23 protein-coding genes and 2 pseudogenes are annotated in these 26,048 nt (G+C 74.1%); 10 read left to right on the top strand and 15 right to left on the bottom strand.

All coding sequences use genetic code 11. The annotated features are described in order from the left end of the window. From ACFZA0_RS30205 to ACFZA0_RS30220, 4 genes and pseudogenes are all read left to right on the top strand, one after another. Positions 1-858, top strand: a pseudogene (locus ACFZA0_RS30205) (phosphoketolase); the annotation flags it as partial. Between the two features lie 138 nt (positions 859-996). After that, entirely contained in the window at positions 997-1,368 is a 372-nt protein-coding gene (locus tag ACFZA0_RS30210) for a DUF2795 domain-containing protein (protein ID WP_391022813.1), read from the top strand. Positions 1,369-1,391: 23 nt separating this feature from the next. Further along, positions 1,392-1,781, top strand: a pseudogene (locus tag ACFZA0_RS30215) (CBS domain-containing protein); the annotation flags it as partial. 184 nt (positions 1,782-1,965) lie between these two features. Beyond that, on the top strand, positions 1,966-2,508 hold the full coding sequence (locus ACFZA0_RS30220; RefSeq protein ID WP_391022815.1) for a DJ-1/PfpI family protein: 543 nt from the start codon (positions 1,966-1,968) through the stop codon (positions 2,506-2,508). A gap of 94 nt (positions 2,509-2,602) precedes the next feature. Here the strand turns inward: ACFZA0_RS30220 and ACFZA0_RS30225 are convergent, their stop codons facing one another. The 3 genes from ACFZA0_RS30225 to ACFZA0_RS30235 form a co-directional block, all read right to left on the bottom strand. Beyond that, entirely contained in the window at positions 2,603-2,884 is a 282-nt protein-coding gene (locus tag ACFZA0_RS30225) for a DUF6158 family protein (protein ID WP_391022817.1), read from the bottom strand. Between the two features lie 103 nt (positions 2,885-2,987). Beyond that, entirely contained in the window at positions 2,988-4,607 is a 1,620-nt protein-coding gene (locus tag ACFZA0_RS30230) for an ATP-binding cassette domain-containing protein (RefSeq protein ID WP_391022819.1), read from the bottom strand. A 116-nt stretch (positions 4,608-4,723) separates the two neighbouring features. Continuing rightward, the gene (locus ACFZA0_RS30235) at positions 4,724-5,389 is read right to left on the bottom strand and encodes a histidine phosphatase family protein (protein WP_391022821.1); all 666 of its coding nucleotides are present in this window, start codon (positions 5,387-5,389) and stop codon (positions 4,724-4,726) included. Positions 5,390-5,536: 147 nt separating this feature from the next. Here ACFZA0_RS30235 and ACFZA0_RS30240 point away from each other — a divergent pair, with 147 nt between their 5' ends. Continuing rightward, entirely contained in the window at positions 5,537-7,051 is a 1,515-nt protein-coding gene (locus tag ACFZA0_RS30240; protein ID WP_391022823.1) for a phosphatase PAP2 family protein, read from the top strand. A 235-nt stretch (positions 7,052-7,286) separates the two neighbouring features. Then, a complete protein-coding gene (locus ACFZA0_RS30245; RefSeq protein ID WP_391022824.1) occupies positions 7,287-8,126 on the top strand; it encodes a methyltransferase domain-containing protein in 840 nt (279 codons plus the stop codon). Positions 8,127-8,205: 79 nt separating this feature from the next. Here the strand turns inward: ACFZA0_RS30245 and ACFZA0_RS30250 are convergent, their stop codons facing one another. Together ACFZA0_RS30250 and ACFZA0_RS30255 are read right to left on the bottom strand one after the other, a co-directional pair. After that, positions 8,206-10,050, bottom strand: coding sequence for a transketolase (locus tag ACFZA0_RS30250; RefSeq protein ID WP_391022826.1), 1,845 nt, complete (start codon positions 10,048-10,050; stop codon positions 8,206-8,208). A gap of 126 nt (positions 10,051-10,176) precedes the next feature. After that, the gene (locus ACFZA0_RS30255) at positions 10,177-10,692 is read right to left on the bottom strand and encodes a phage holin family protein (protein ID WP_391022827.1); all 516 of its coding nucleotides are present in this window, start codon (positions 10,690-10,692) and stop codon (positions 10,177-10,179) included. A 157-nt stretch (positions 10,693-10,849) separates the two neighbouring features. On the opposite strand from ACFZA0_RS30255, the gene ACFZA0_RS30260 reads away from it, so the two are divergent. Beyond that, the gene (locus tag ACFZA0_RS30260) at positions 10,850-11,206 is read left to right on the top strand and encodes a VOC family protein (protein WP_391022829.1); all 357 of its coding nucleotides are present in this window, start codon (positions 10,850-10,852) and stop codon (positions 11,204-11,206) included. 25 nt (positions 11,207-11,231) lie between these two features. Here the strand turns inward: ACFZA0_RS30260 and ACFZA0_RS30265 are convergent, their stop codons facing one another. From ACFZA0_RS30265 to ACFZA0_RS30305, 9 genes are all read right to left on the bottom strand, one after another. Further along, positions 11,232-11,825, bottom strand: a complete 594-nt coding sequence (locus ACFZA0_RS30265) for a GNAT family N-acetyltransferase (RefSeq protein ID WP_391022830.1) — start codon at positions 11,823-11,825, stop codon at positions 11,232-11,234. A gap of 48 nt (positions 11,826-11,873) precedes the next feature. Continuing rightward, on the bottom strand, positions 11,874-12,137 hold the full coding sequence (locus ACFZA0_RS30270) for a DUF1049 domain-containing protein (protein WP_391022832.1): 264 nt from the start codon (positions 12,135-12,137) through the stop codon (positions 11,874-11,876). Between the two features lie 143 nt (positions 12,138-12,280). After that, positions 12,281-13,207 (bottom strand): LD-carboxypeptidase, encoded by a 927-nt coding sequence (locus ACFZA0_RS30275; RefSeq protein WP_391023195.1) that lies wholly within the window; start codon positions 13,205-13,207, stop codon positions 12,281-12,283. A 73-nt stretch (positions 13,208-13,280) separates the two neighbouring features. Next, positions 13,281-15,254 (bottom strand): prolyl oligopeptidase family serine peptidase, encoded by a 1,974-nt coding sequence (locus ACFZA0_RS30280; protein WP_391022834.1) that lies wholly within the window; start codon positions 15,252-15,254, stop codon positions 13,281-13,283. Between the two features lie 2 nt (positions 15,255-15,256). Further along, positions 15,257-16,561: a M20/M25/M40 family metallo-hydrolase gene (locus ACFZA0_RS30285; protein ID WP_391022835.1), complete on the bottom strand. Its 1,305-nt coding sequence runs from the start codon at positions 16,559-16,561 to the stop codon at positions 15,257-15,259. Then, positions 16,554-17,387: a M55 family metallopeptidase gene (locus tag ACFZA0_RS30290; RefSeq protein WP_391022837.1), complete on the bottom strand. Its 834-nt coding sequence runs from the start codon at positions 17,385-17,387 to the stop codon at positions 16,554-16,556. The genes ACFZA0_RS30285 and ACFZA0_RS30290 overlap by 8 nt, the downstream gene beginning before the upstream one ends. A 267-nt stretch (positions 17,388-17,654) precedes the next feature. After that, positions 17,655-18,374 (bottom strand): methyltransferase domain-containing protein, encoded by a 720-nt coding sequence (locus tag ACFZA0_RS30295; protein ID WP_391022838.1) that lies wholly within the window; start codon positions 18,372-18,374, stop codon positions 17,655-17,657. Positions 18,375-18,634: 260 nt separating this feature from the next. Then, the gene (locus ACFZA0_RS30300) at positions 18,635-21,088 is read right to left on the bottom strand and encodes a DHA2 family efflux MFS transporter permease subunit (protein ID WP_391022840.1); all 2,454 of its coding nucleotides are present in this window, start codon (positions 21,086-21,088) and stop codon (positions 18,635-18,637) included. 248 nt (positions 21,089-21,336) lie between these two features. Next, on the bottom strand, positions 21,337-21,780 hold the full coding sequence (locus ACFZA0_RS30305) for an SRPBCC family protein (RefSeq protein WP_391022842.1): 444 nt from the start codon (positions 21,778-21,780) through the stop codon (positions 21,337-21,339). A 192-nt stretch (positions 21,781-21,972) separates the two neighbouring features. On the opposite strand from ACFZA0_RS30305, the gene ACFZA0_RS30310 reads away from it, so the two are divergent. The 3 genes from ACFZA0_RS30310 (at position 21,973) to ACFZA0_RS30320 (ending at position 25,362) form a co-directional block, all read left to right on the top strand. Next, positions 21,973-23,100, top strand: a complete 1,128-nt coding sequence (locus ACFZA0_RS30310; RefSeq protein WP_391022843.1) for an Rv2578c family radical SAM protein — start codon at positions 21,973-21,975, stop codon at positions 23,098-23,100. Positions 23,101-23,268: 168 nt separating this feature from the next. Continuing rightward, positions 23,269-24,858 (top strand): alpha/beta fold hydrolase, encoded by a 1,590-nt coding sequence (locus tag ACFZA0_RS30315; protein ID WP_391022845.1) that lies wholly within the window; start codon positions 23,269-23,271, stop codon positions 24,856-24,858. Between the two features lie 105 nt (positions 24,859-24,963). Beyond that, a complete protein-coding gene (locus tag ACFZA0_RS30320) occupies positions 24,964-25,362 on the top strand; it encodes a Rid family hydrolase (protein ID WP_391022847.1) in 399 nt (132 codons plus the stop codon). Positions 25,363-25,425: 63 nt separating this feature from the next. On the opposite strand, the gene ACFZA0_RS30325 is transcribed toward ACFZA0_RS30320, so the two are convergent. Then, the gene (locus ACFZA0_RS30325; protein WP_391022849.1) at positions 25,426-26,010 is read right to left on the bottom strand and encodes an adenylosuccinate lyase; all 585 of its coding nucleotides are present in this window, start codon (positions 26,008-26,010) and stop codon (positions 25,426-25,428) included. Between the last annotated feature and the right edge of the window lie 38 nt (positions 26,011-26,048).

Genomic DNA, 26,048 nt, shown 5'->3' on the forward strand with positions numbered 1-26,048 from the left:
GTCGCCTCCCTCAACTACCTCCTCACCTCCCACGTCTGGCGCCAGGACCACAACGGCTTCTCCCACCAGGACCCCGGCTTCGTCGACCACGTCCTCAACAAGAGCCCCGAGGTCGTCCGCGTCTACCTCCCCCCGGACACCAACACCCTGCTCTCCGTCGCCGACCACGCCCTGCGCAGCCGCGACTACGTCAACGTGATCGTCGCGGGCAAACAGCCCTGCTTCGACTGGCTCACCATGGAAGAGGCCCGCGCCCACTGCGCCCGCGGCGCCGGCGTGTGGCAGTGGGCCGGCACCGAGAACCGCACCGGGAACAGCAGCGGGAGCGGTACCGGGAACGGCGGCCCCGACGTCGTCCTGGCTTGCGCGGGCGACGTGCCCACCCAGGAGGTCCTCGCCGCCGCGCAGCTGCTGCGCGAGCACCTGCCGCACCTGTCGGTGCGGGTGGTGAACGTGGTCGACATGACCCGGCTGCTGCCGCAGGGCGAACACCCGCACGGAATGAGCGAGTTCGAGTACGACGGGCTGTTCACCCCCGACCGGCCCGTGATCTTCGCCTACCACGGCTACCCCTGGCTCATCCACCGCCTCGCCTACCGCCGCAACGGGCACCACAACCTCCACGTCCGCGGCTACAAGGAGTCCGGCACCACCACCACGCCCTTCGACATGGTCGTCCGCAACGACCTCGACCGCTACCGCCTCGTCATGGACGTCATCGACCGCGTCCCCGGCCTCGCCGTCCGCGCCGCCGGCGTCCGCCAGCACATGGCCGACACCCGCACCCGCCACCACGCCTGGATCCGCGAACACGGCACCGACCTCCCCGAAGTCGCCGACTGGACCTGGAACGGCTGACCAGATACGTACACGCGTACGGCCTGCTCGTTCCGCCGCATCCGTCGTACGGATTCCGTGTCGGTCCGGGGTCGTCCGGGTACGCGGGGGCCACCCCCGAAAGACGAGGGTCACCCCCACGAAAGATCTGGAGAGGACATGCAGCGAGGCAGTGACCGGCTGAGCGTGCACCGGGACGACGAGATGAAGCACGAACTGCGGGGCCTGCTCGGGTCCGGGCACCCCACGCGGTCCGCCGGGTGGCACGACCCCGAGCCGACGGCGGACGACGACCCGGAGGTGGCCGGCGGCCCGGTGGCCCCGGGGGACCCGTCCGCGTCGTTCGCCTCCGTGCGCCTCGAACTGGCCCGTGTCCTGACCAGGGGCGCCTTCCCCGCCGGTCCGCGCGAGCTGATCGGCGCCATGCGCCGCGAGCACGCGCCCGACCCCCTGGTGGAGCCGCTGGAGCGGCTGCCCCGGTCGGCGCGCTACGCGAACGTGCAGGAACTGGCCGAGGCGCTGACCGCGTGAGCGCGGACGCGGTACGTCACGTCATGACCGCGGGCGTGGTCGCGGTGCGGCCCGACTCGTCGCTCGTCGAGGCCGCCCAGCTCATGCGCACCCACGACATCGGCGACGTGGTGGTGGCCGACGGCCAGGAGGTCGTCGGCGTCCTCACCGACCGCGACATCGTGGTGCGCACGGTCGCCGAGGGCGTCGACCCGATGACGGTGAGCGTGCGGTCCGTGTGCACGTCACCGGCCCTGCTGGTGGGCCCCGACGACTCGGTGGCCGACGCGGTGGCGCTCATGCGCAAGCACGCCGTGCGCAGGCTGCCCGTCGTGGACGGCGACCTGCCGGTCGGCATGGTGAGCCTCGGCGACCTCGCGGAGGCCCGGGACCCGCACTCGGCGCTGGCCGACATCAGCCGCGCGGAGCCGGACGGGGAGCCGCTCTCCCGTCCCGAGGGGTATCCGGAGCCGCGGCAGGAGCCGTTCCCGGGCGAGACCCCGCCCGGACCGCCGGCACCCGCGCCGACCACGCCGACCACGCCGACCGGCTGACGGGCACGCGCGTACCGCGGTCACCGCGTACGCGAGGAACACGAGAGGAAGGAGGGCACGTCCCATGCGCATCGCATTCCTGACCGCCCCCGAGGGCGTCGAACAGGTCGAGCTGACCGAACCCTGGCAGGCGGTGCTGGACGCCGGGCACGAGCCGGTGCTCGTGTCCACGCAGGAGGGCGAGATCCAGGCGTTCAACCACCTCGACAAGGGCGACACGTTCCCCGTCGACGAGGTCGTGTCGAGCACGTCCGCCGGAACCTTCGCCGGGCTGGTACTGCCCGGCGGTGTCGCCAACCCGGACGCGCTGCGCACCGACGCGGCGGCGGTGGCCTTCGCCGCGGACTTCTTCGCGCGGGGTCTGCCGGTCGCCGCGATCTGCCACGCGCCCTGGACGCTGGTGGAGGCCGACGTGCTGCGCGGCCGGACCCTGACGTCCTGGCCGAGCCTGCGCACCGACATCACCAACGCCGGCGGCAGCTGGGTCGACGAGCAGGTCCACGTCTGCGACCACGGCCCGAACCGGCTGATCACCAGCCGCAGGCCGGACGACCTGAAGGCGTTCTGCGAGACCTTCGTCGCCGAGTTCGCCGCGGGTCCCGCCTGAGATCACCCGCCTCACGCGCAACGCGCGTACGGGGCGCCGGGCAGGTCGCAGACGCTGCCCGGCGCCCCGTACGCGTACCCGCGTCCCGGTCCGCTCAGGTGCCCGTCATGAACTTCGAGTCGACGGTCTCGACGGGCCTCTTCGCGCCGCGCTCACCGGAACGTTCGCGGGCGCCCTCGCGGGTGCGCCCCGCGGCGACCGGGCGGCGGGGGTTGCGCCGCAGGTACTCGCCCTCCAGGGCGGCCATGCGGCTGTTGTGGACCCGCAGTGCGTCGTTCGACCCGTACAGCAGGGTGTCGTGACGGGTGCGGTGGATGGTCTCCAGCTCCTTCATCAGCTGCTGGTCGTCCAGTCGCCCCGGGTCGACTCCGGTCATGGTGTGCCCCGCTCTCGGTGTGCGATGACCTTCCTCCACTGTACGAAGATTCACCGGAACGGACATTCCGGGCACCTCCGGAGTCGGGGGCCCCGCGCCGCGCTCAGCGCGCCCGTTCCACCCTCCGCTCGTCCCACACCGGCTCCTGCGTCTCGCGGACGCGGCCGTCGCTGCCGAAGACCAGATACCGGTCGAAGGCCTTGGCGAACCAGCGGTCGTGGGTGACGGCGAGGACCGTGCCCTCGAACGCCTCCAGCCCCTCCTGGAGCGCCTCCGCGGACTCCAGGTCGAGGTTGTCGGTCGGCTCGTCGAGCAACAGGGCCGTCACGCCCTGGAGTTCGAGGAGCAGGATCTGGAAGCGGGCCTGCTGCCCGCCGGACAGCCGGTCGAAGGGACGCTCGGCCTGTCCGGTCAGCTCGTAGCGGCGCAGCCGGGACATCGCCGCGCCCCGGTCCTGGGCGTGCTCCTTCCAGAGGATGTCCAGGAGGGTGCGGCCCACGAGTTCGGGATGGGCGTGCGTCTGCGCGAAGTGGCCGGGCACGACGCGGGCGCCGAGCTTCCACTGGCCGGTGTGCGCGACGTCCTCCCCGGCGAGGAGCCGCAGGAAGTGCGACTTGCCGGAGCCGTTGGAGCCGAGGACGGCGACCCGCTCCCCCTGGTAGATCTCCAGGTCGAAGGGGTTCATCAGGCCGGTGAGGCCCAACTGCTCCACGGTGACGGCGCGTACGCCGGTGCGGCCGCCCTTGATCCGCATCTTGATGTCCTGCTCGCGCGGCGGCTCGGGCGGCGGGCCCGTCTCCTCGAACTTCCGCAGCCTGGTCTGCGCCGCGGCGTAGCGGGACGCCAACTCGTGGCTGATGGAGGCCGCCTGACGGAGGCTCAGCACCAGTTTCTTCAGCTGGGCGTGCTTCTCGTCCCAGCGGCGCCTCAACTCCTCGAAGCGGGCGAAGCGTTCGCGCCGGGCCTCGTGGTAGGTGGCGAAGCCGCCGCCGTGCACCCAGGCGTCCGCACCGGCCGGACCGGGCTCCACGGAGACGAGCTTCTCGGCGGCGCGGGCGAGCAGTTCGCGGTCGTGGGAGACGAACAGCACCGTCTTGCGGGTCTCCCGCAGCCGCTCCTCCAGCCAGCGCTTGCCGGGTACGTCGAGGTAGTTGTCGGGCTCGTCGAGCAGCAGGACCTCGTCGGTGCCGCGCAGCAGCGCCTCCAGCACGAGCCGCTTCTGCTCGCCGCCGGAGAGGGTGCTCACCTGCCGCCACTGGGCCTTCTCGTACGGGATGCCGAGGGCCGCGACGGTGCACATGTCCCACAGGGTCTCGGACTCGTAGCCGCGGACCTCGGCCCAGTCGGAGAGTGCCTGCGCGTAGCGGAGCTGCGCGGCCTCGTCGTCGACGGTCATCAGCAGGTGCTCGGCCTCGTCGACGGCGCGGGCCGCCTCCTGGATGCGCGGCGGCGCCACCGACACGAGCAGGTCCCGCACGGTCGTCTCGTCGCGCACCGAACCGACGAACTGGCGCATGACGCCGAGGCCGCCGCTGACGGTGACGGTGCCGCCGTGCGGCGCCAGCTCGCCCGAGATCAGCCGCAGCAGGGTCGTCTTGCCCGCCCCGTTGGGTCCGACGAGGGCCACGACGGCCCCCTCTCCCACCCGGAAGGACACGTCGCCCAGCAACGGCCTCCCGTCGGGGAGGACGTATTCGAGGTGCGCGGCTTCCAGATGTCCCATGAGAGCGCATTGTGCGGGGCGGGCGTGCGGACGGGCAATTCGTTATCGGTCCGGCCGGTGCCGCGCACCGCCTCCGCGCGGCCGGTCCCGGACCGTCGCGGCGGCCGGCCGGCGGCTCACTCCGCCGTGTCGAACGGCTGCCCGGCGGGCCCGCCGTCCGCCGCCGGGGCGCCGGACTCGACGGCCGCGCCCGCCCAGGTCAGCGCCTTCCAGCCGTCGTCCGGCGAGCCGTCGAGGATCACCACACCGGTGTTGTCGAGCGGGTGCGCGGCGGCGAAGGCGACGTCGACGTTGTCCGCGCGGGCGGCCGTCCACATCCGTATGGCGGCGCCGTGGCTGACCAGCGCGACGGTCGCCGCACCGCTGCGGGCCGCCTCCGCCACGACGGCGTCGTAGCGGGCCAGCGCCTCGACGCCGTTCTCGCCGCCGGGCATCCGTACGGCGGTGTCGCCGGCGGCCCAGGCGAAGACCACGCGCATGTACGTCTCCCCGGCCTCGCTCTCGCCGGGCAGCTTCTCCAGGTCGCCGGCGATCACCTCGCGGATGCCGTCGCGGACCACGACGTCGAGCGCGCGGGCCGCCGCCAGCGGGGCCGCGGTGAGCTGCGTGCGCACCAGGGTGGAGGCGTAGAGCGCCTCGATGTCCTCGTCCGCGAGGGCCCGCGGGAGGGCGGCGGCCTGCCGGTGTCCGAGGTCGGTCAGACCGGGTCCGGGGAGCGCCGTGTCCAGCAGGTGGTCCACGTTGGAGGGGGTCTGGCCGTGACGGACGAGGAGCAGACGCATGCGCTGCCTTTCTGGAGGGGGAACGGGCGGCCGTCGCGTGTTCCCGCCCGTCCCCGTGCCGCGGCGGGTGCGCTGTCCCGCCAACGTCGTCGGGACCCGGCGGCGCGCCGGGAACAAGAAACGGCCACTTCAGGGTACGCGTCACCCATGAGCCCCGACGTCGACCTCACCGCCCTGAAGCCCGGCCGCCACCTGCTGCGGGACCGGTTCCTGGCCCTGGACCACCGACTCTTCGAGACGGCCGCCACCCGGCACTGGCCCGGCGGCGAGGAGATCCTGCCCCGGCTGAGCAGGAGCGCGAACCACGGTGTGCTGTGGTTCGCGACGGCCGCCGCCCTGGCCGCGAGCCGCACCCCGCGGGCCCGCCGGGCCGCCGCCCGCGGTCTCGCCTCCCTCACCCTGGCCTCGGTCACCATCAACACCCTCGGCAAGCGCAGCGTGCGCCGTGCCCGGCCGGTGCTGGACGCGGTGCCCTCGACCCGCCGTCTGAAGCGGCAGCCGATCACCACGTCGTTCCCGTCCGGGCACGCGGCGTCGGCGGCGGCCTTCGCGGCGGGGGTGGCGCTGGAGTCCCCCGCGTGGGGTGCGGCGGTCGCGCCGGTGGCCGCCTCCGTGGCGCTGTCGCGCGTGTACACGGGCGTGCACTTCCCGAGCGACGTCCTCGCGGGCGCCGCCCTCGGGGTGGGCGCCGCCTACGCGGTGCGGGGCATGGTGCCGACGCGCGCGCAGCTCACGCCGCCGGCCCGGCCGCAGGTGGAGCTGCCCGCGCTGGAGGAGGGCGAGGGCCTGGTCATGGTCGCCAACACCGCGTCCGGCACCTCCGAGCGGGTGCGGGCGCTGCGGGACGCCCTGCCGCGGGCCGAGGTGGTGGAGGCCCCGCCCGAGGAGGTCGCGGCCGAGCTGGAGAAGGCGGCGGCACGCGCGCGCGTCCTGGGTGTCTGCGGCGGCGACGGCACGGTGAACACGGCCGCGGGCGTCGCCCTGAAGCACCGCCTGCCGCTCGCCGTGCTGCCCGGCGGCACCCTCAACCACTTCGCGTACGACCTCGGGGTCGAGGACGCCCGTGACCTGGTGCGCGCCCTGGAGCAGGGCGAGGGCGTCCGCGCGGACGTGGGCCGGTTCACCTCGGACGGGGTGGGCGGCGTCTTCCTCAACACGTTCAGCCTGGGTGTCTACCCGGAGCTGGTGCGCGAGCGGGAGCGCTGGTCCCCCCGCATCGGCGGCTGGCCGGCCGGGGTGGTCGCGGCGCTGCGCGTGCTGCGGGCCGACCGGCACCCGCTGGAGGCGGTCGTGGGCGACGAGACGCGGCCCCTGTGGCTGCTCTTCGCCGGGAACGGCATGTACCACCGCATGGGCCTGACACCGGGTCGCCGGCTCGACCTGGCGGACGGAAAGCTCGACGTCCGCGTCGTGCACGGCGGACGGCGCCCCGCGCTGCGCCTGCTGTCCGCGGCCGTGGCGGGCCCGCTGACCCGCTCCCCCGCGCACGCCGCGGTGCAGGTGAGCCGGCTGCGCCTGACGGGCGTCGGTCCCGGCACCCTCCTCGCGTACGACGGCGAGGTCATCGAGGTGCAGGGCGAGGTGACGCTGGAGAAGCTGCCGCGCGCGCTGAGCGTGTACCGCCCGCTGCCGCGGCCCCTGATCGGCGGGACCGGCGCCTGAGCGGCCCGCGCCCGTGACCGGGCCACGACCGGGGGCGCGGCCGTCCGGCCGCGCCTCCGGTCTTTTCTGACGTTCCGTCAGTCCACATCGCGATACGTGGGTCTCACCATTCGGCATGCGCGCGTACGGTGACGTCATCGCCCCGGGACCGCCCGGGACGGTGCCGTCCGGTCGCGCCACGGCGTGCGACGCGGGCGGGTACGCCAAGACGCAAAGACGCAGAGGGGCAACAGCCATGCCGAATCCGCAGGGGACGAAGCCGCACGAGACCGCCGTCTACACCCACGGCCACCACGAGTCGGTGCTCCGCTCGCACACCTGGCGGACCGCCGCCAACTCCGCGGCCTACCTGCTCGGTTCGCTGAAGCCGCACATGCGGATCCTGGACATCGGCTGCGGGCCGGGCACCATCACCACCGACCTGGCCGAGCTGGTGCCCGACGGCCACGTCACCGGCGTCGACAACGCCGCGGAGGTACTGGAGCGGGCGCGGGCGACGGCGGGCGAACGGGGCCTGCGCAACGTCGACTTCGCGGTGGCGGACGTCAACGCGCTGGAGTATCCGGACGCCACCTTCTGCGTGGTCCACGCCCACCAGGTGCTCCAGCACCTGGGCGACCCGGTCGGGGCGCTGCGCGAGATGCTGCGGGTGACGAAGCCCGGCGGGTTCGTCGCCGTGCGCGAGTCCGACTACGCGGCCATGACCTGGTACCCGGAGGTACCCGGCATGGACGACTGGCTGGACCTGTACGAGCGGGTCGCGCGGGCCAACGGGGGCGAGCCGGACGCCGGGCGGCGGCTGAAGTCGTGGGCGCTGGCGGCGGGTCTCACCGATGTCACGGCCACGTCCAGCAACTGGACGTACTCGACGCCCGCGGAACGGGAGTGGTGGAGCGGCCTGTGGGCGGACCGCACGGTGGCCTCGTCCTACGCGGGGCGCGCCGTCGAGGGCGGCCACGCCACCCACGAGCAGCTCGGCGCGATCTCGGACACCTGGCGGGAGTGGGGACGCCGGGAGGACGGCTGGTTCGCGGTGCTGCACGGCGAGATCCTGTGCCGCAAGCCCGTGGCGTAACGCCGCCCCCGTACGGCGCGTGAGGGGGCCCGGAGACCGTGCTCGGTCTCCGGGCCCCCTCCGTGCGCGAGCGGCGGCGTTACGCCACGACCGCCTTCTCCACCAGCAGCCGTGCCGCCGCGGCGATCGACTCCGCGTCGATACCGACCGCGTGCAGCTGCTGGTCCGGGGCGGCCGAGCCGGGCATCGCGCGCACCGCGAGCCGTACCAGGCGCGGTACCGGACCGCCGTCGGCGAAGGCCTCCGCGACGGCGTCGCCGAGACCGCCCTCCGGGTGGTGGTCCTCCACGGTGACCAGGCAGCCGGTCTGCTCGGCGGCGCGCCGCAGGGTCTCCTGGTCGACGGGCTTGACCGAGTACAGGTCGATCACGCGGACGGCGATGCCCTCGCCCGCCAGGGCGTCCGCCGCGGCCAGCGATTCGTGGACGGTGGCCCCGGCGGCGACCAGGGTGAGCCGGTCGTCGTCCGAGGACCGCAGCACCTTGCTGCCGCCCACCGGGAACTCCTCGCCGGGCCCGTAGAGCTGCGGGGTGGCGCCGCGCGAGGTGCGCAGGTAGCGGACGCCCTCCAGGCCGGCCATGGTGGCGACGAGCCGCGCGGTCTGGTGGGGGTCGCACGGGTACAGCACGGTCGAGCCGTACACGGACCGGAACATCGCCAGGTCCTCCAGCCCCATCTGGGACGGGCCGTCCTGGCCGATGGCGGTGCCCGCGTGCGAGCCGATCAGGTTGATGCCGCTGCCGCTGATGGCCGCCATGCGCACGAAGTCGTGGGCGCGGGTCAGGAAGGCGGCGAAGGAGGTCGCGAACGGCACCCTGCCGCGGGCCGCGAGGCCGACCGCCGCGGCGACCATCTGCTGCTCGGCGATGTAGCACTCGAAGTAGCGGTCCGGGTACTCCTCGGCGAACTCCTCGGTGCGGGTGGAGTCGCCGACCTCGCCGTCCAGGGCGACGACGTCGCCGCGCGCGGCGCCCAGTGCCGCGAGGGCCTTGCCGAAGGCGTCGCGGGTGGGCACCTCCTCGCCCTCGGGGAAGTCCGGGAGGTCCACGTGGGTGCGGACGGGCTCGGGCAGCTCGGCCGCCGGGGGCTCGTTCACGTGCACGGTGCGGTTGCCGGGCCCGCCCAGCTCGGCGATGGCCTCCTCGGCGTCCGGCAGCGGCTTGCCGTGCATGCCCTCGTGGTCCTCGACGGACTTGACGCCCTTGCCCTTGAGGGTGCGGGCGAGGATCACGGTCGGCCGGCCGGTGGCGGAGGCGGCCTCGCCGAGGGCGCGGTCGACGGCGTCCACGTCGTGGCCGTCGATCTCGACGGTGCGCCAGCCGAACGCCTCGAAGCGCCGGGCGTAGGCGTCCAGGTCGTGGCCGTGCCGGGTCGGGCCGCGCTGGCCGAGGCGGTTCACGTCGACGATCGCGACGAGGTTGTCGAGGTTCTCGAAGGCGGCGTGCTCGGCGGCCTCCCAGACGGACCCCTCGGCCAGCTCGCTGTCGCCGCACAGCACCCACACGCGGTAGCCGGTGCGGTCGAGGCGCTTGCCCGCCATGGCGATGCCGACGCCGACCGGCAGCCCCTGGCCCAGCGAGCCGGTGGCGGTCTCGACCCACGGCAGCCGCCTCGGCGTGGGGTGGCCCTCCAGCCTGCTGCCGAGGGAGCGGAACGTCATCAGCTCGGCGTCGTCGACCACGCCGGCCGCCTTGTAGGCGGAGTACAGCAGGGGCGAGGCGTGGCCCTTGGAGAGGATGAAGCGGTCGTTGCCGGGGTGGTCCGGGCGGTCGAAGTCGTAGCGCAGGTGGTTCGCCAGCAGGACGGCCATCAGGTCGGCGGCGGACATCGAGGACGTCGGGTGCCCGGAGCCGGCCGCGTCGGCGGCCCTGATGCTGTCGACGCGCAACTGCCTTCCGAGATCGGCGAGTTCTGCGGTGTTCATTGAGTTCCCTTCCCGGGGGTGTGCGGTGCTTCGAAGGGCGCGTGGAAGCTTTCCGCGTCCCCCTGCGGCGGGGTGCCCAAACGTCCCGGTACGGACGTTCGGGCACCCGGTCGCGGCCCGCACGCGTCACAGGTGCTGCGACGCCTCGGGGTCGATGTCGTCCTGGCGCGGGGCGGCCCGGCCGCCGATGCCGGACTGCGGGATGGGCGCGGGTGTGCCCGTGACGCCCGCGTTGGCGGAGGGCACCGTGGGCGGCACCGTCGGGTAGGGGGTGCCGAGGCCGCTCGGCGGCGCGGCCGGCGCGGAGCCGCCGATCACGTCGTCCGGGCCACCGTGCACGGAACCCGTGCCGGGCCGGTGGGCGGCGCCCCGGAGGAAGTGGGCGACGACGCCCAGGATCACCGCGGTGACCAGGGCGGCCGCCCAGTCGGGCATCCCGGCCGCGAGGACCAGGCCGACGGCGAGGGCGAGTGCCGCGCCCGCGTAGAGGGCGACGGCGCCGGACGCGGCGTAGTACGCGGTCGCGCGGCGTCGGGTGCGGCTCTGCTCGCGGAGTTCGTCGCGGACGGCCTCGCGTGCCGCCAGCGCCAGTCGGTCGGCGAGCTGTCTGTCGAGGTGTTCCCCTTGATCCAAACGGTCCATGGACTGCGGGTACCCGCACAGGCGTGCGCAAACGCGCCCGGCGCGCACACGAGGTGACGTGTCGTCACCTTCCGTCACGAGGGGGCGTCTTCGCTCCTGCGGGCCGATCGGCCGAAACGATCTCCACCCGCCGCACGCCCCAACTAGGCTTTCGCGCATGGAGATTCTGGGAACCACGCTGCGCGTCTGCGTCGACGACCTGGAGACCGCGGTCCCTTTCTACGAGCGTCTGGCGGGCACCAGGGCGCAGCGTTTCGAGCGCGGCGGGGTCTCCGTCGCCGCAGTCGGCTGCTTCCTGCTGATGAGCGGCCCCGCGGCCGAACTCGACCTGCTGCGCAAGGTCACGGCGACCATCGCCGTCAAGGACGTCACGGAGGCCCACCAGGTGCTGTCCGCCCTGGGCGCCCGCATCATCGCGGGCCCGATCCCGACACCGGCGGGCCGCAACCTGATCGCCATGCATCCCGACGGGACGGTGTACGAGTACGCCGACCGCTCCGGCGACCCGGCCTGACGTCCGGCCGCGCGCGGGGCGGCCGTCAGCGGGCGGTTGCGCGCGGCCGTGCGCGGGAGGGGCGCATCTCGGACGTGAGGGCCCACCGCTCGTGGTCGCGCCACGCGCCGTCGATGAACAGCATGTCCGGGGAGTAGCCCTCCAGGCGGAAGCCGCAGGCACGGGCGAGGGCGATGGAGGCGGTGTTGCCCGGCTGGACGTTGATTTCCAGCCGGTGCAGGCCCAGGGGTCCGAACGCCCGCGCCACGACGAGGCCGAGCGCCTCGCGCATGAGCCCGCGCCCCGCCGCGTGCGCGAAGGCCCCGTAGCCGAGGGCCCCGCTGCGGAAGGCGCCCGCGACGATGTTGTTGATGTTGACGAACCCGGCGATCGCGCCCGCGTCCCCGCCGGGTCCGGCGTCCTTCTCGCAGACCAGGAACCCGGCCTTGGTGGGGTCCTCGTTCAGCCGGGCCGCGTACGCCGCGTAGGCGACCGCGTCGGCCGGCGGCGCGAGCCACGGGTGGTGCAGGTCCTTGCTCTCCGCGACCCGCGCGGTGAACTCCGCGGCGTCCTCGGCGGTGAAGGGGCGCAGGCCCACGCGGGGCCCTTCGGCGACGTATCGGGAGACGGTGTGCGGCACGCGGTCACCCTACGCCGACGGCCGCCGCGAGTGCCACGCCGTTCCGGGTCAGCGGCTCCGGGGCGGCCGGCGCCGGACCAGGTACGCCCCGGCCAGCCCGCCGATGACCGCGGTGATGAGCAGCGCCCCCCACAGCGGCATCGTCACGACGGGGACCAGCAGCCGGATCCGCACGGAGTGCGTGTTCTCGAAGATGAAGACGAGACCCAGCGCGACGAGGACAAGGACGGCGATCCGGGAGGGGGTCAGGAACTTGGACGGGCTGCCGTCCGCGCCGACGTCCGGGGCGGTCTGTACGGTCTTCGGTCTCATGGGACCAGCATGGGGCGCCGCCCCGGTGCCCGCACGGCGAGCGCCCCGGTGCGGGCACCGGGGCTGCTGCGTACGGGTGAACGGCGCCGGAGCGGACGAACCGGCGTCCGGCACGCGCCCACGCACCGCGACGGCCCGCCGGGTCAGCGCAGCGCCGGTTCGTCCAGGGTCAACGTGCCCGCCTCCGCGTCGAGTTCGGCCATGACGCCGAGCGGGACCGTCAGCGCCCCCGCGCAGTGGCCGAAGCCGAACTCCTCGACCACCGGCACCCCGAGGCCGCCGAGCCGGTCGAGGAGCAACGGCCGCAGCCGCTCGTAGGGCGAGCAGTTCTCCCACGAGCCGAGCAGCACCCCGCGCACGCCGTCGAGCCAGCGGGCGCGCAGCAGTTGCGTGAGCAGCCGGTCGACCTCGTACGTCTCCTCCCCGACGTCCTCCAGGCAGAGCAGTCCGCCGCGCGCGCCGGGGCGGGCGTGCGGCGTGCCGAGTTCGGAGGCGAGCAGGCTCAGGCAGCCGCCGAGCAGGACTCCGCGCGCCCGGCCGGGGACCATCGCCGCACTGCCGGGGCCGGTGATGACACGGACCGTCTCGGGCGCGAACAGCGTTGCGCGCAGGTGCAGTTGGGCCTGTTCGTTCTTCAGGAAGTCCATGGCCGCGGCCATCGGTCCGTGCAGGGTGGCGAGACCGAGGCGCTGGGCGAACGCCTCGTGCAGCACGGTGACGTCGCTGAAGCCGACGAGCACCTTCGGGCCGGCCGCCCGCAGGGCGTCCCAGTCCAGGAGGTCCACGACGCGCTGCGACCCGTAGCCGCCGCGCGAGACGAGGACCGCGTCGACGGCCGGGTCGCACCAGGCGTTCTGGAGGTCGGCGGCACGGTCCTGGTCGGTGCCCGCCAGGTAGCCGAACTCGCCGTGCCGGTCCAGCACATGGGGCGCGGCCACGGCGTCGAGGTCCCAGCCGCGCAGGATGTCGAGCCCCGCCTGCACCCGCTCCTCCGGCACCGGGCCGCTGGTGGACACCACGGCCACCCGCGCACCGGGGGCCAGCCGACGCGGCCTGACAAGTTCCTGCACCGGTTCCTGCACCGGGATCGCGCTCCTTCGTCGACGGGGGCCGCGGTCGGCGCGACCCCCTGGGGCCGGCGGGTCAGACGGTCAGGCCCAGGCGTGGCACACCGGGCACGTCGAGCCCGAACACCTGGGCGTACAGCGAGAGTTCGGCCTCCAGCGAGCGGACCAGGGTGTCGGTCCTGCGGAAACCGTGGCCCTCCCCCTCGAAGGCGAGGTACGCGTGCGGCACCCCGCGTCCCGCGATGCGCTCCAGCAGCCGTTCGCACTGCGCGGGCGGGCAGATCACGTCGGCGAGGCCCTGGAGCAGCAGGAACGGCACGGTGATGCCGTCGGCGTGCTCGACGGGCGAGCGCTCGGCGTACCGGGCCGGGACCTCGGCGAGCGGCCCGACCAGACTCTCCAGGTACCGCGACTCGAAGTCGTGGGTGCCGCCGGTGGCCCAGCCCCCGAGGTCGAGGACGGGGTAGCGGACGGTGCCGCAGGCGTAGACGTCGGTGCCGGCCAGGGACGCCGCGGTGGTCCAGCCGCCCGCGCTGCCGCCGCGCACGGCCAGCCGGGTGCGGTCGGCGGTGCCCTCGTCGGCGAGGGCGAGGGCGACGGCCGCGCAGTCCTCGACGTCGACGACGCCCCACTCCTCGCGCAGCCGGTTGCGGTACTCGCGGCCGTACCCGGTGGAGCCGCCGTAGTTGACCTCCGCGACGCCGATGCCGCGCGAGGTGAAGTAGGCGATCTCCAGGTCGAGCACGAGCGGCGACCTGCTCGTGGGACCGCCGTGCGCCCACACCACGTACGGGGGCCGCTCGTCGTGCGGTCCGGCGCAACTCGGGCTGTGCGGCGGGTAGATGTGGGCGTGGACGTCGCGCCCGGCGGGTCCGGTGAAGGTACGGATCTGCGGTTCGGGGTAGTGGGCGGGGTCCACCGGGTCGTGGTGGGCGGCGCCGGTGACCCGTGCGTGCCCGGTGCGCGCGTCCAGTTCGACGACCTCGTACGCGCTGCGCGGACTGGCGCCGATCGCGAGGACGCGTTCGCCGTGCGTCGCGAGCGTGGCGTCGAACTCGGTCCAGGGGCCGGCGCAGTCGACGACCTCGCCCGACTCCGGGTCGAGTATCCCGAGCAGGCCGGCGCCCCTGCCGTGCACGACGGCGACGAGGCCGTTGTCCAGCGGCGCGAACCAGCGCTGGCCGAGCTTCCACAGCGCGCCGCCGAACTCCTCCTCGCGCGGGCACAGCGGTACGCCGTCGCGGTAGAGGTTCCACCAGCCGGTGCGGTCGCTCGCGTACAACAGGGCGCCGTCGGCCGCCCATTCGGCCTGGGCGACGGACTCGTCGGGGCCGCCCGCGACCCTGCGCGCGCCGTGCAGGGTGCCGTCCGGGCCGACCTCGGCGGTGATCAGTTCGGTGCCGTCCCACGGCATCCGGGGGTGGTCCCAGGCCAGCCAGGCGGCACGGCCGCCGTCCGGCGACAGCCGCGGCCCGGTGACGAACCGGTGCTGTTCGGGAGCGAGTTCACGCACCGCCGCGCGGTTCTCGGCGGCTGAGCCGTCGAGCGGGACCGCGGCCGCCACGCGTCGCACGTCGGAGGGCCCCTCGCCGGTGAACTCCTCCAGGACGCACCACACCTCGCCGCGTTCCGGGACGAGTTGGGGCTCCACCCAGCGCAGTCCGCCGCCGACCGGCGAGACCGGGGTGAGGGGCAGGGGTTCGCGGTCGTCCGGCCCGTACCGGTACAGGCGCTGGTCGGCGAAGTTCACGAACAGGACCAGCGGACCGTCCTCGGTCCGCGCGGCGGTCCAGGGGCGGCCGCCGTACTCGTGGACGCGGCTGCGGACGTTCCACGGGGCCGGCAGCACCGACTCCTCGACACCGTCCGTGCGTTTGCGCACGAGGGTGCGGCGTCCGCCCTCGGCCGGGCGCGGCTCGGTCCACCACGGCTCGTCGCCGACGTAGCCGACGTACTCCGGCTTCCCGTCGTGGGCGGCGGCGAGGGCCGCGTCGATCGGCGACGGCCACGATCCGAACGGCAGGGTCTCCACGGTCTCGTTCTCCCCCATGTCTAGGCCGTGCGCAGAAAGCGGTCGAGGACGCGGACGCCGAAGTGCAGGCCGTCCACCGGGACCCGTTCGTCGACACCGTGGAACATGGCCTGGTAGTCGAGCCCCTCGGGCAGTCGCAGCGGCGCGAAACCGTAGCCGGTGATGCCCAGCCGGGAGAACTGCTTGGCGTCGGTGCCGCCCGACATGCAGAACGGTACGACGTGCCCCTCGGGCGCGAACTCCTCCACGGCGGCCGCCATCCCGGCGAAGAGCGGAGCGTCCACCGGTGCCTGGAGGGCGACTTCGCGGTGCGCGAACTCCCAGTCCACGTCCGGGCCGGTGAGTTCGTCGAGCGTGGCGCGGAACTCGGCCTCGGTGCCCGGCAGGAACCGGCCGTCCACGTGCGCGACGGCGGCCCCCGGGATCACGTTGACCTTGTAACCGGCCGACAGCATCGTCGGGTTGGCGCTGTTGCGGACGGTCGCCTCGACGAGCTTGGCGGCGGGCCCGATCTTGGTCAGCAGGCCGTCCACGTCGTCGAGGTCGGCGGGGACGTCGTACAGTCCGGCGAGCGCGACGAGGCAGGCCCGTACGGTCGGCGTCAGGCGCGCCGGCCACTCGTGGTCGCCGATGCGGGTGACGGCGGCGGCGAGGCGGGTGACGGCGTTCTCGTGGTTCACCTTGGAGCCGTGACCGGCCCGGCCGCGGGCGGTGAGCCGCATCCAGCCGGTGCCGCGCTCCCCCGCCGCGATCGGGTAGATGCTGCGGCCCGAGCCGTCGTGGAAGGTGTAGGCGCCGGACTCGCCGACCGCCTCGGTGCAGCCCTCGAACAGGCCGGCGTGCTCGGCCACGAGGAACCCGGCGCCGTCGGCGGCGCTGTCCTCCTCGTCCGCGGTGAACGCGAGGACGATGTCGCGCCGGGGCCGCACGCCCTCCCGGGCCCAGGACCGGACGACGGCCAGGATCATCGCGTCCATGTTCTTCATGTCGACCGCGCCGCGGCCCCACACGACGCCGTCGCGGACCTCCCCGGAGAACGGGTCCACGGTCCAGTCCTCCGCCTGCGCCGGCACGACGTCCAGGTGCCCGTGCACCAGCAGGGCGGCGGCGGACGGGTCGGTGCCGGGGATGCGGGCCACCACGTTGGTGCGGCCCCCGGTGCGCTCCAGGAGGGTGGGTTCCAGCCCGGCGCCCGCGAGTTGGGCCGCCGCGTACTCGGCGGCGGGGCGTTCCCGGCAGTCACCGCCGCCGCGGTTGCTGGTGTCGAACCGGATGAGGTCGGAGGTGAACCGGACGACCTCGTCCAGTGCCTGCTCGTCAGCCATACTGCTCCTCCACTGCGGCCGAGACGATCGTGGTGACCGCCTTGAAGGTACGGATCCCCTCGTACATCGTCGGATTCGTGTATTCGACCCGGCGCTCCCCGACCCGCTCCACACCGGGGACGACGGTGGCGGCCATCGCCAGGTGCTCCGCGTCGAACTCCAGCGCCACGGTGAACGGCCCGGCGTCGACCGGCTCGTGCCGCACGGCGAGGGCGGCGGCCTCCTTGGCGGCCGCGTGGATGGCGGACGCCGTGCGCGCCGGGGTGCGGCACACCGCCGCGTAGCGCGACACGTGGTCCTTGACGGCGACCTTCAGGGCGCCGGGCGCGTACCCGAGGGCGTCCTCGCAGGCGACGTCGTCGCCGGTGACCAGCACGACGGGCACGCCGTACTCGGCGACCACGCGCGCGTTCAGCAGCCCCTCGCTGGCGCGTACGCCGTTGAGCCACACCCCGGTGATGGAGTTGGCGAGATAGGTGTGCGCGAGGACGCCCTCCGCCCCGGCGCCCGCGTGGTAGCCGACGAAGGCGATGCCGTCCACGTCGCCGTGCTGCACACCCTCCACCATGGACAGCGACTTGTGGCGTCCGGTGAGCATCTCCACGCGCTCGTCGAGGCGTTCGAGGAGCAGGTTGCGCATGCTCCAGTGGGCCTCGTTGACGAGCACCTCGTCCGCGCCGCCGTCGAAGAAGCCGAGCGCGGCGGCGTTGACGTCGGAGGTGAACATCGCCCGGCAGCGCTCCCACTGGGGTGTGCCGGGCAGTACGTCGGCGGGCCAGGTGACCCCGGTGGCGCCCTCCATGTCGGCGCTGATGAGGATCTTCACGAGGCGGGGCCCCGTCGCGGGGCGCGGAGGGGACGACGGCGGCCGGCCGGGGCCGGCGACGGCGGCCGGGCGCCGTGTTCGGCGGTCACGGAGATCTTCATACCGCGCCACGCTACGCGCTGTGCAACCCCTGGGCCAGGACCGCAGGGCCGGTACCCGGCGTCCCGCGGGGCGCGGGCGGCGCGCTTCCCGCGCACCGGATCACGCCCCGGCGCCCGGGGACGCCGGCACGCCCGCGGGACGCGTCCGCGGCCCGCGACCGCCCGGTCAGCCGGCGCGGCCCGCGACCACCCACTTGGAGGGCAGCACGACACGTGTGCCGCTGTCGGTCAACTCGGTTGTCGTCATGGGGAGTTCACCGGCCGCGAGGATCCGCAGGCCGGCCGAGAGCAGATGGCGGCGGACCGCCTCGTCGGGCACTCCGTCGGGGGTGATGCCGTGGCGCAGGACGCGGTCGAGCTTCGGGGCCGTGCCGTCCTGGGCGAGCCGGCGCAGGAGGGGGCCCGCCGCACCCGTCGGTTCGACGAGGAAGGCGCGGCCGCGGTCGCCGGCCAGCACGGCGAGGGTGTCGACGAGCTGTTGCCGGTCGTCGGGGTCGCAGTGATGGAGCACCCCGCGCACGTAGACGTTGCAGTCGCCGAGTTCCGCGCGCAGCGCCTGCGCCGCCGTCTTGTCCGAGGCGTCCAGGACCCGGTAGTCCGCCCGGCCGCCGGGGTCGGCGCGGCGGGCGCGGGCGACGGCCGCCGCGGCGAGGTCGACGCCGACGACCCGCGGGAAGCGCTCGGCGAGGAACCCGGTCTGCGTGCCGCTGCCGCAGCCGAGGTCCACCATCGGCAGCGACGCGTCCGGCAGCAGGGGCTCGAAGTGGGCCACGTGGACGCCGGCGGTCAGCGCGGGCTCCGCGTCCCAGAACACCGCGCCGGGTTCCCGGGGCGCCTCGCGCCAGAACTCCTCCCACGCCTGCCGGTACCGCGCCGTCACGCTCATGCCCCACTCCTCAGGTCACGACGGACCCCGTCGCGCGCGACGGGTCAGAAGGGTCTCCTACCGCGCTCCGATGGCCGCCACAAGCGCCCGGCGCATACCTTCACGGCTCGTTCGACGAGCGCACACGGTCCGGCGCCCCGCGCACCCCGCCCTCACCTCGGCCCCCTCGGGTGCGGGCCCCGCGCGCCGGACCCGACGACGGACGCCCGCGCCCGGGGCTGCCGGGCACGGGCGTCCTGTCGCCGTCGGGTGGTCCGCGGTCAGTCCTCGTGCCCGAGCTGGAGGTCCCGCTCGGTGCGCCCGCCGCCCGCGACCTGGAGCACGGTGGCGACCGGCGGATAGCCCGCGGCGATGACGGTGTACTCGCCGGACGACAGGTCGACGAACCGGAAGGTCCCGTCCGGCCCGGTGGTCAGCGTGTCGACGACGTTGCCCGCCGCGTCGAGGAGGGTGACGCGCGCGTCCTCGACGACCCGGCCGCCGGGCGCCCGCACGGTGCCGCGCAGCACGGCGCCGCCCGCGAGTTCGACGTCCTGGCGGGTCTCGCGCGAGGACTGCACGCTCACCGGGAGGGCGGCGGGGCGGAAGGCGGGGGCGCTGGCCGCGAGGGTGTACTCGCCGGCGACGAGCTCGGTGATGACGTAGCCGCCCTCGCGCCCGCTGCGGGTGCTGGAGACGACCTCGCCGTGCACGTTGGTGAGCGTGACGGTGGCGTCCCGTACGGGAGTTCCGTCGGCGGTGACGACGGCGCCGGCGAGGCGTCCCGCCCCGCCGAGGACCACGTCGAGCTCGACGGGTCGCTCGCCGACGGTGACCGACACGGCCTGGGGCTGGTGGCCGCCCGCCGCCGCGATCAGGACGTAGGCGCCGGTGCCCGGGGTGGCCAGCGCGTAGCGGCCGTCCTCGCCGCTGGCGCCGCGCCCGACCTGGGCGCCCGCGACGTCGATGAGGGTGAGCGCGGCGTGCGGGACGACGGTCCCGTCGGGGTGCTGCACGGTGCCGCACACGGGGATACCGCCGTGCGCGGCACGCGCCTGCGGCACGGCGGCGGTGACGGCCTGCGGCACGGAGTCGGCGGGCCGCGCGGTCTCCGGGCCGACGGCGGGGGCGTTGTGGGACACCAGTGGTTTCTCCTTGAGGAAGAAGGCGAGGACCAGGCCGAGGACGAGCACCGGCACGAGGTACAGGAAGATCCGCGGCATGGCGTCCACGTACGCCCGCATGTAGGCGTCGCGCAGGGGCGCGGGCAGGGCGTGCACGAGCTGCGGCGTGAGGGACTCCGGGTCGGGCAGCCGCGCGGCGCCGCCCGCCGAACCGCCCGCGTCCCGCGGCAGGTTGGCGGCCAGGGAGTCGGTGAGCCGTCCCGCGAAGAGGGTGCCGAAGACGGCGGCGCCGACGCTGCCGCCGATCTGCCGGAAGTAGTTGTTGGCGCTGGTGGCGGTGCCGAGGTCGGCCGGGCGCACCGAGTTCTGCACGGCGAGGACGAGGACGGGCATCACCAGGCCGATACCGGCGCCGAGGACGGCCATCCAGATGCTGTAGTGCAGCCGCGGCGTGTCCATGTCGAGGCGCGACAGCAGCCACATGCCGAGCGAGGACAGGGCGCCGCCGATCACCGGGTAGATCCGGTAGCGCCCGGTGTGGCTGATGAGCTGGCCGGAGACGACGGACGCGACGACGATGCCGCCCATCATGGGCAGCATCAGCAGGCCGGACTCGGTCGCGGACGCGCCGTCCACCATCTGGAGGAAGGTCGGCAGATAGCTCGCGGCGCCGAACAGCGCCATTCCCACGACGAGTCCGACGAGCGCGGTGACGTTGAAGACGGAGTCGCGGAACAGCCGCAGCGGGATGAGGGGTTCGGCCGCGCGGTGCTCGGCCAGCGCGAACAGGCCCGCGGCGACGACCGCGCCCGCGCCGAGGCCGAGGATGACCCGGGAGTCCCAGTCGTACTCGGTGCCGCCCCAACTGGTCAGCAGCACCAGGCACGTCGACGTCGCGGCGAGCAGCAGCACGCCGGGCACGTCGATGCGCGCCCGCACGGCGGGCCTGGGCAGCTTGAGGACGAGGGTGACGACGAGCAGGGTCACCAGGCCGAAGGGGACGTTGACGTAGAAGCACCAGCGCCAGGACAGATGGTCGGTGAAGTAACCGCCGAGCAGCGGGCCCGCGACGGAGGCGAGGCCGAACGCGGCGCCGATCAGGCCCATGAAGCGCCCGCGCTGCCGGGGCGGCACGATGTCCGCGATGATCGCCTGCACACCGATCATCAGGCCGCCGGCGCCGACGCCCTGGACCGCGCGGAACGCGATGAGCTGGTCCATCGACTGCGCGCGCCCGGCGAGGGCGGAGCCGATGACGAACATGACGATGGCGAACTGGAAGACGCCCTTGCGTCCGAGGAGGTCGCCGAGCTTGCCGTAGACGGGCAGACCCACGGTGGACGTGAGCAGGTAGGCGGTGATCGCCCAGGACATCTTGTCGAGGCCGTGCAGCTCGCCGACGATCTTCGGGAGCGCGGTGGCGACGATCATCTGGTCCAGCGCGGCGAGGAGCAGGGCGAGCATCAGCCCGCAGAAGACGAGCCGCACCCGGCGCGGGGGCTCCTCGGGGCCCGTCCCGGCGCGGGGGGCCGCGTCCGATGCCGGGACGAGGACCGGCGGGGGCCGCTCCGTCACCTCGACGGCGTCCTGCACCAGAGTCGTCCCGCCCACGTACCGCTCCCTCGTCGCACCTGTCGCGCTTTTAGCCGCCTGAGGCGACAACTGGGCGCGGGCGCACGGGGTTACGGGATCACGCGTGGCTCTCCGAAGATCCACTCGAACCGGTGACGATCACGGTTCCGACGAGCGGCCCGCGCGGGGCCCGCGGCAGTTCGGGCACGCACGCGAGAGCCCCAACGGACCGCGCGGGGCGGCTCGTTGGGGCTCTCAACGGTACGGCGGCCGGTCCGGCCCGGCGTCTACTTCTCGACCTCGGCGGCGAGTTTGGCGAGCAGTTCGTCGTAGATCCGGCCAAGTCCCTTGGGCGCGAAGGTCTTCTCGAAGAAACCGCCGACGCCGCCGGCACCCTTCCAGGTGGTGGTCACGACGACGCGGGACGTGCCCTCACCGGCGGGCGTGACCCGCCAGGTGGTGACCATCGTGGAGTTGCGGTCCTTCTCGACCAGTTCACCGTCGGTGGGCTCGGTGACGTCGAGCAGGCAGTCGCGCACGCGCTTGCTGGTGGCCTGGAGCTTCCAGTGCACGAGGGTGCCCGCGCCGTCGCCGCCCTCGCGGACCTCGTACTCGCCGAAGTGGGCGGGAAGCAGCTTCTCGCGGGTGCCGCGGTAGTCGGCGAGGGCGTCGAACACCTTCTCCGCGTCCGCCGCGACGACACGCTCCGTGGTGGCCTCGACCTGCGCCATGACTTCCTCCAGGACCTGGGTGCTCGGGGTGGGGGCAAGCCAACCACCCCGGCCCCCGCCCGCCCAAATCGGGGGTGCCGGAAGCGGCCCCGCGGGGCCCCGCGGGGCCTCCGCCGCGGTCCGGGCGGTGGCCTCCGCACGATCAAGGGAACATATGTTCTATTGTGCTGGCAGAGCTACCGAGGAGGTGCCATGCGCTGGGAGAACCTCGCCGTGGAGACCGCAGGCCGTCCGGCCGACGCCGCACTGTTCGGCGCGGACGCGGTGACCACCCGTACCTTCGACACCCCGGAATTCCGCGGCATCACGTTCCACGAGGTGCGGGCGCGGTCGATCGTGAACCGCGTCCCGGGCGCCTCGCGCATGCCGTTCGAATGGACGGTCAACCCGTACCGCGGCTGTTCGCACGCGTGCGTGTACTGCTTCGCCCGCAAGACGCACAGCTACCTCGACCTCGACACGGGCCTCGGCTTCGACTCGCAGATCGTGGTCAAGGTCAACGCGCCCGACCTGCTGCGCCGCCACCTCGCGTCGCCGCGCTGGCGGGGCGAGCACATCGCCATGGGGACGAACGTCGACTGCTACCAGCGCGCGGAGGGGCGCTACCGGCTGATGCCCGGCATCATCGAGGCGCTGCGCGACCGCGCGAACCCCTTCTCGATCCTCACCAAGGGCACCCTGATCCTGCGCGACCTCGACCTGCTGCGCCAGGCGTCCGAGGTCACGGAGGTCGGCGTCAGCGTGTCCGTGGGCTTCACCGACACGGCCCTGTGGCGCACCGTCGAGCCCGGCACCCCGGCGCCCGAACGCCGCCTCGACGTGGTGCGCGCCCTCGGGGAGGCCGGCATCGGCTGCGGCGTGCTGATGGCGCCGGTGATCCCGTTCCTCGGCGACCGCCCGGACCAACTGCGCGACGCCGTACGGGCGATGGCCGCCGCCGGGGCCACGTCGGTGACCCCGCTGGTGCTGCACCTGCGGCCCGGGGCGCGGGAGTGGTTCATGGCGTGGCTGGGCGAGCACCACCCGCACCTGGTGCGGCGGTACGAGCGGCTGTACGCGGAGGGCGCCTACGCGCCGAAGTGGTACCAGCGCCGGATCACCCGTCAGGTGCACGAGCTGGCCGCGGAGTACGGCATCGGCCCCTCGCGCCCCGGCCTGCCGCGCCGCCCGGCCGCGCCGCCCTCCGGGGCTGCCGCCGGGGACCACGGCCACGGCCGCGCACCGGACGACGGCCGGGCGTACGCGGGCCGCCCGCACGGGGAACACGCCGGGCACGGCGAACCGGCGGGTGCCGGACCGGTGCAACTGTCGTTGCTCTGAGGGCGATCGCCGGGCACCGCGAGGACACTCCGGGTCATTGGAGGGCAGTACCCGACCCAATTGGGTTAATTGTCACCAGAATGCGTTCTTCCGGGCGGTCTTTCCGGGACGATGCCGCGAGGGACCGTGGCACTCACGATCCGGTCCCCTCCGTCCTGGGAGGACTCGTTGAGAAAACGCGCAGCCGTGCTGTGCGGTGCCGCCGCCGTCGTCGTGGCCGGGAGCCTCATGGCCCCTCCCGCCGACGCGAGCGCGCCGCGCGCCGTCCAGGCCGGGCCCGCCGCCCCGGCCGCGAAGCCCGCCTGGAAGAAGTGCGGTACGACCGACTACCCGACGAAACAGTGCGCCTCGGTGGAGGTGCCCCTCGACCACGCGCACCCGTCCGGGCGGAAGATCAGCGTCGCGCTGTCCCGCATCCCGCACACGGCGAAGACGTACCAGGGCCCGCTGCTGGTGAACCCCGGCGGACCGGGCGGCAGCGGACGCTCGCTCGCCGGGTTCGTGGCGAACGCGCTGCCCGCGAAGGTGGCGGCGCAGTACGACGTGATCGGCTTCGACCCGCGCGGCGTCGGCGCGAGCAGGCCGGCCCTCGACTGCGTGCCGGGCTACTTCAAGCCGGTGCGGCCGGACACGCTGCCCCTGTCCCCCGCGACCGAGCAGGCCGGGCTCCGGCGGGTCGAGTCGTTCGCCGCGGCGTGCGGGAAGAAGTACGCGAGCCTGCTGCCGTACATCGACACCGTGAGCACCGTGCGGGACATGGACGCGATCCGGCGGGCGCTCGGCGCCAAGAAGATCAACTACTTCGGCTACTCGTACGGCACCTACCTCGGCGCGGTCTACGCGAGGCTCTACCCGACGCACGTGCGGCGGCTGGTGCTGGACTCGATCGTCGACCCGACCGGTGTCTGGTACGAGGACAACCTCTCGCAGGACGACGCGTTCAACGACCGGCACCGGGCGTTCATGGCCTGGATCGCCAAGTACGACAAGACGTACAAGCTCGGCACCGACCCCGCCAAGGTCGAGGACAAGTGGTACGCGATGCGGGCCGCGCTCGCGAAGAAGCCCGCGGAGAAGAAGGTCGGGGCCTCCGAACTGGAGGACACCTTCATCCCGGCCGGCTACTACAACGGCTACTGGCCCTTCCTCGCGAAGGCCTTCTCGGCGTACGCGAACGGCGGGAAGACGGGTCCGCTCGTCGAGGCCTACGGCAACTTCGCCGCCGTGGACGCCGCCGGGGACAACGGCTACAGCGTGTACGCGGCCGTGCAGTGCCGGGACGGGGCGTGGCCGCGCGACTGGGCGCAGTGGCGCAAGGACAACTGGGACACCTACGACCGCGCCCCCTTCATGACCTGGAACAACGCCTGGTACAACGCGCCCTGCGCGTCCTGGCCGACGCGGCCGCTGCGCCCGGTGAACGTCGCCAACGGCGAGCTTCCGCCGGTACTGCTCTTCCAGGCCACCGCCGACGCGGCGACGCCCTTCCAGGGCGGCGCGTCCATGCACCGGCTGCTGCGCGGTTCCAGCCTGGTCGTCGAGGACGGCGGCGAGAACCACGGCGTCACGCTGAGCGGCAACAAGTGCCTGGACGCGTACCTGGCGGCCTACCTCACCAACGGCAAGGTGCCGCGCGGCACCGGCGAGGCGGACGCGGTCTGCGCGAAGCAGCCCGAGCCCAAGCCGCAGAGCACCAAGGAACTGGCCCCGAGCGCCCGCGGCTCGGTGCTGCACGGCCTGCTCGGCTTCCACGGCTGACCGCCCGGGACACCGGCGGCACCCGGCACTCCCGCCGCCCCCGGCCGAACCTCCCCGTGAGGTCCCGCCGGGGGCGGCGTCGTGCCGGTGGTCCACCATGGCCGTATGAGTGAACCGACCAGGATCGTCGCCCCCGCCGGGGTCGCCCCCGCAAGCGCCTACGCCCACGTCGTCAGCGCGTCGGGGCGACTCGTCGCCGTGTCCGGCCAGTTGGCGCTCGACGAGCACGGCGCCCTGGTCGGCGAGGGCGACCCGGCCGCGCAGGCCCGGCAGGTCTTCGAGAACCTGCGGCGCTGCCTCGCCGCCGCCGGGGCGGGCTTCGAGGACGTGGTCAAACTCACCTGTTTCGTGACGGACATGGCGTTCATGCCGGCCGTCCGCGCGGCCCGTGCCGCCCACCTCCCCGACGACCGGCTGCCGGCCTCCTCGGCCGTGCAGGTCGCCGCACTGGTGGGGCCGGAGTTCCTGATGGAGATCGAGGCGTTCGCCGTCGTGGGCGGGTGACGGCCGGTTCCGCGGCGGGTGTTCACCGGGGCGGCTGACCAACTCGACTGCCCCGGAAGACGGTTACCCCCGCGAGCGCTGCTGCGGAATGCGTCCCAGGGCGTTCACCGCGGCCTCCGCGAGCGCCGGGTGGGCCAGCGCCTCGGTGAGGACCGGTGCCGCACGCGGATCGCCGAGGGTGCCGAGTCCGTCGACGCAGGCGAGGGCGACCCGGCGGTAGGGGTCGCGGGGGGCGAGCCGCCGGCGGAGCGTGGTGATCAGCGCGGGCACGGCCTCGGGGGCGCGCAGCGCGACGAGCAGCCGGACCGGATGCAGGGCGTAGGCGGCGCGCAGTTCATTGGTGGCGAGGGCCGCCGCGGCGCGGGCGGTGCGGGGGTCGCCGAGCCGTGCCAGGGCGTGCGCGGCGGAGGCGCAGCGCTGCGGGTCGCGGTGGTTCAGCAGCAGCACCAGCGCCTCGAAGGCCCGGCGGTCTCCCGCCAGCCCCAGCCGGAAGGCCGCCAACTCCCTTGCCCACAGCGGCTGTCCGGGCGCGGTGAGGACGTCAGCGAGACGCTCGTCCCCGTCGGCGGCCACAAGTCGCTCGTAGGCCGCCGTACCACCCGACTCCGCGCGCAGACGCTCGACGAGCGCCCTCCACTCCTCGTCCATGCGCCCGACACTAGGCACATACGGCGGAAAACGGGCCG

The sequence above is a fragment of the Streptomyces sp. NPDC008150 genome, assembly GCF_042956945.1.
GTDB lineage: Bacteria > Actinomycetota > Actinomycetes > Streptomycetales > Streptomycetaceae > Streptomyces.